Origin of the sequence: Streptomyces spiramenti (genome assembly GCF_012034385.1) — a bacterium.
GTDB classification, from domain to species: Bacteria; Actinomycetota; Actinomycetes; order Streptomycetales; family Streptomycetaceae; genus Streptomyces; species Streptomyces spiramenti.
In genome coordinates this window covers 1-4,531 of the sequence record NZ_JAAVJB010000317.1, presented here as the reverse complement: position 1 = coordinate 4,531, position 4,531 = coordinate 1, and the positions used below count along the sequence as shown (strand labels likewise).

General features: G+C 76.3%; 3 protein-coding genes. 1 reads left to right on the top strand and 2 read right to left on the bottom strand.

What is annotated here, in order from left to right; genetic code table 11:
* Positions 1-131: 131 nt before the first annotated feature.
* On the top strand, positions 132-2,078 hold the full coding sequence (locus HCJ92_RS22385; RefSeq protein WP_167935423.1) for a S9 family peptidase: 1,947 nt from the start codon (positions 132-134) through the stop codon (positions 2,076-2,078).
* 93 nt (positions 2,079-2,171) lie between these two features.
* On the opposite strand, the gene HCJ92_RS22380 is transcribed toward HCJ92_RS22385, so the two are convergent.
* Both HCJ92_RS22380 and HCJ92_RS22375 read right to left on the bottom strand, forming a co-directional pair.
* Entirely contained in the window at positions 2,172-3,134 is a 963-nt protein-coding gene (locus tag HCJ92_RS22380; RefSeq protein WP_167935422.1) for an SURF1 family cytochrome oxidase biogenesis protein, read from the bottom strand.
* 81 nt (positions 3,135-3,215) lie between these two features.
* On the bottom strand, positions 3,216-4,531 hold a 1,316-nt coding region (locus HCJ92_RS22375), incomplete at its 5' end, for a hypothetical protein (protein WP_167935421.1).

Genomic DNA, 4,531 nt, shown 5'->3' with positions numbered 1-4,531 from the left:
GGGCGGGCCGACTTCCGGCCCGCCCCCACGCGCGTCCCCCGCCGCACCGCGCGTGCGACCCGCGGTGCGGAGCGGCGGAGCCGGACACGGTCCACTGCCGCCGGGCTTTGCGGTGGCAGCAGAATGGGGCCATGGCTGATCACCCCGACCACGGCGTACACCCCGACCGCGTCCCCGCCCCCGACGGCGGCAGCGACTCCGGCGGCTCCGGCGACCCCGCAGGCCCCGGCACGAACGGAACCGACAGCACGACGCCGCAGCCGCCGCGGTGGGAGCAGCGGTTCCGCGCTCCGCGCACCAGCCTGCCGGACTGGGCGGAGGACGCCCCGCACCGCAACCTGTTCGTCTCCAACGCGACGGGCATCTTCGAGCTCTACACCTGGGACAGGTCGACCGGCGAGAAGCGGCAGGCCACCGACCGCCCGAACGGCACGACCGACGGCACGCTGACGCCGGACGGCGCGTGGCTGTGGTGGTTCCGGGACACCGACGGGGACGAGTTCGGCACCTGGGTCCGCCAGCCCTTCGAGGGCGGTCCGGACGAGCCGGCGGTGCCCGGCCTCGCGGCCTCGTACCCGGGTGGTCTGGCGCTGGGGCACGACGGCACGGCCGTGATCGGCCGGAGCACCGAGGAGGACGGCTCCACGGTGCACGTCGCCGCGCCGGGTGCCGAGCCGGTGGAGATCTACCGGCACCGGCAGACCGCCGACGTGGGGGACCTCTCCCGCGACGGCACGCTGATCGCCATCGAGCACACCGAGCACGGCGACGCCATGCACTCAGCGCTGCGCGTGGTCCGCCTGGACGGGACGCTGGTCGCGGAGCTGGACGACACCGAGGGCGGCACCGAGGAACTCTCCCTCTCCGTCATGGGGTTCTCGCCGGTCGAGGGCGACCAGCGGCTGCTCGTCGGGCATCAGCGGCGCGGCCGGTGGGAGCCGATGGTCTGGGACCCGGTCGAGGGCGGGACCGGCGCGCTGCCGGTGGAGTTGCCGGGCGACGTCCACGCCGAGTGGTACCCGGACGCCTCCGCGCTGCTGCTCGTCCACTCCTACCGGGCCCGCAGCGAGCTGTGGCGGCTCGGGCTGGCGGACGGCGAGCTGACGCGCGTGGCGACGCCGGCAGGCACGGTGTCGGCGGCGACGGCCCGCCCGGACGGCACCGTCGAGTACATGTGGTCCTCGGCGGCGGAGCCCCCGCAGCTGCTGTCCACCGGGGGCGGCGTCGTCCTCGACCCGCCGGGGCTGACCGCGCCCTCGTCGGTGCCGGTGACGGACGCGTGGGTGGAGGGCCCGGGCGGCGAGGTCCACGCCCTGGTGCAGCGGCCCGCGGGCGAGGGGCCGTTCCCGACGGTCTTCGAGGTCCACGGCGGCCCGACGTGGCACGACAGCGACGCGTTCGCCGCGCAGCCCGCCGCCTGGGTCGACCACGGCTTCGCGGTCGTCCGGGTCAACTACCGGGGGTCGACCGGCTACGGGCGGGCGTGGACGGACGCGCTGAAGCACCGCGTCGGGCTGATCGAGCTGGAGGACGTCGAGGCGGTCCGCGCCTGGGCGGTGGAGACGGGGCTCGCGGACCCCGCGCGGATCGTGCTCACCGGCGGCTCCTGGGGCGGGTACCTGACGCTGCTGGGTCTGGGGACGCGGCCGGAGCTGTGGACGGTGGGCGTGGCGGCGGTCCCGGTGGCGGACTACGTCGCGGCGTACGAGGACGAGATGGAAGCGCTGAAGGCGCTGGACCGGACGCTGTTCGGCGGCGCCCCGGAGGAGGTGCCGGAGCGCTGGGAGGCGTCCTCGCCGCTGACGTACGTGGACGGGGTCACGGCGCCGCTGCACATCACGGCGGGCGTCAACGACCCGCGGTGCCCGATCCGGCAGATCGACAACTACGTCGCGCGGCTGCGCGCCCGTGACGCGGTGTTCGAGGAGTACCGCTACGACGCGGGGCACGGCTCGCTGGTGGTGGAGGAGCGGATCAAGCAGGTCGGTATGGAGATCGACTTCGCTCGCCGGATGCTGGAGCAGGTGAACGGGTCCGGGGTGTCGGCGCCCGGGGAGGGCACCGCGACCGACGCCTGACGGACGGCGGCGGGGCGACCGGGTTCGCGCCGCCGGTGGCGGGGCCTGCCCCGGCCGCCGGTGACGCGGCCGGGCGGTGCGCTCCGGCGGGCGTCAGCTGCGGGCGGGCTCGGCGCGGTCCTCTGTGCGGGTGGCCGGCGGGGCGGTGGCCTCGCCCGGCTCCGGGTCCTCGGCACCGTCCGCGCCACCGGTGTCCGCGCCACCGCCGCTCGTGCTCCCGTCACCGGCGGGAGCGGTCGGGGAGGCGGGCCCCTCGGGGTCGGGGCGGGCGCCGTCGGCGGACGGCGGGGGGCTGTCGGGGTGGATGCCGAGCTCGGCGTCGCGGATGGTCTCCACCTCGCGGCGGAACAGCCGGAACCACATGAACGCGGTGAACGCCGCGAAGACGAACCACTCGGCGGTGTACCCGAGGTTCTGGAACGCCTTGATGTCCAGGCCCGTGCCGGAGGCTGCCACCGGCGGCACGGCGGTCATCGGGTCCTCCGCCTCGCGCACGGTCAACCAGGCGTTCTCGACCTCGTACGGCAGCAGGTTGATGAGCGACGCGGCGCCGATGACGCCGATCTGCCCGCCGGGCAGCCCGGTCGGGGCGTTGACGGCGCGGGGCGACTCAGCGGCCTGGAGGATGCCCTCGACCCCGGTCTCGCCCGTCGGCGCGGGCGGCACCGCGTCGGCGTCGGGAGCGCCCGGGAGCCAGCCACGGACCACGGGGACGGCGCGGCTCCCGTCGGAAGGTTGCAGCGGGGTGAGCACGTAGAAGCCGGTCTCGCCGTCGAGCGTGCGCCCGGGTACCAGCAGTTCGTGCTCCGCGTCGAACGTCCCGGTGACGGTCGCCGCCTCGCCGACGGTCTCGGTCGACGGGGGCAGCAGTCGGTCCAGCGGCACCGCCTCGGCGACGCGCGCGGCCTCGACCTGCTGCTGGTTGTCGCGGTGGCCTTCGACCCGGTCCTCGAACCGCCCCAGCTGCCAGCTGCCCATGTACAGGCAGAAGGGGATCGCGAGCGCGACGAAGACGTTGATCGCCCACCAGCGCGGGGTCAGCAGAAACCGGTACACGACCCCACGGTACCGGGACGACCTCCACGGCCCTCCCGCCGCCCTACGCCCCGCGACCGGGGGTCGGCGGCCGGGGGTCGCTCAGACCGTCGGGACGAGCACCCCGGTGCGATGCAGGCTCCCGGTGCAGACGCCGACCAGCTCGATCTGCGCGGCGCGCGGCGTGCCGGACGCCGGGGTGTAGCGGACGAGGACCCCCTCGGCCTCCGCGCCACCGGGCCCGCCCGGGCCGGGGCCGGGCTCCGCTCCCGAGCTGCCCGAACCGCCGCCGGTTCCGTCGGTGGAGCCACCGGACGTCTTGCCGGCACCTCCTGAGCCGCCCCCGCCGCTGCCGGAGCCGCCGGACGGGCCGTCGTCGTCCGGGGCGTGCGGGTCGTCGCCGGAGCCGTCGGGGTCGACGTCCTGGGCCGCGGCGCCGGTCTCGGTTTCGTCGTCCGAACCTCCGCCGGCGCCGCCGGAGGAGGAGCCGCCGTTGGAGCCGCCGGAGGACGAGCCGGCGCCGCTCCCGGTGTCGGCGGGCAGCGGCTCCGGCTCCGGGACCGAGCAGCCGCCGTCGGTCGCGCCACGGCTGGGTACCCACGCGAAGCGGATCTCGTACGCCTCGCCGGGCGGGAGCACCAGCTCCTCGACCCAGCGGTCCGGCAGCGGGAGATGGACGGCGCGGTCACCGGAGGTGCGGAGCACCACCTGGGGCGAGGTGACGTTCGCCGCGGTCGTGTTGCGGACGGCGGTGGCCGTCAGTTCGTCTGTACCTCGTACTCGGCAGACCGACGAGGAGATGTTCGACACCCGGATCGCGCCGTAGATCACCCCGTCGGTGTCCGGGTCGGCGAGAGTGGCGGCGGCGTCACCGAGCTGGTCCCGGTCGCAGCGGGGGTAGGAGCCGGCGGTGCCGTCGCTCTCCTCGGGCCGGGTGCTGTCCGGACGGCCCGGCTCGGTCGGTCCGCCGGTCTCCGGGTCGGTGCCCGGGCCGGAGGTCTCCTCGCCGGCCGACGCCTCGTCCCGCGTGCCGCCCCCGCCGTCGCTCGGCGAGCCGGACCGGTCGCCGATCTCCGCCGTTTCCGGGTTCCCGTCACCGGCGGCACGGTCGCTGCCCGCGCCGACGGTGCGGGTGTTCGCGTCCACGACCGAGGCGGCGTGCAGCGTCACCGGGGCGCCGACGGCGAGCACGGCGACCGTCGTCGCCGCCGTCATCAGCCGACGTCGGCGACGTCGGCGGGCGGGCACCGCACGCTGGAGCGCGACCAGGGCTTCCGGCGAGGGCTCGATGCCGCGGACGGAGTCGCGCAGCAGCCGCCGCAGGGCGAGTTCGTCCGCGGGGACCGGCTCGGACGACCCGTCGGCGGCGGGCGGCGGGCCGCCGTCACCGCTGCGGTCGACGTAGCGCAGCGAGCGCA

Bases quoted from the DNA above. Each gene is read 5' to 3' on its own strand.
- HCJ92_RS22385 (WP_167935423.1), top strand. From the start codon at position 132: ATGGCTGATCACCCCGACCACGGCGTACACCCCGACCGCGTCCCCGCC.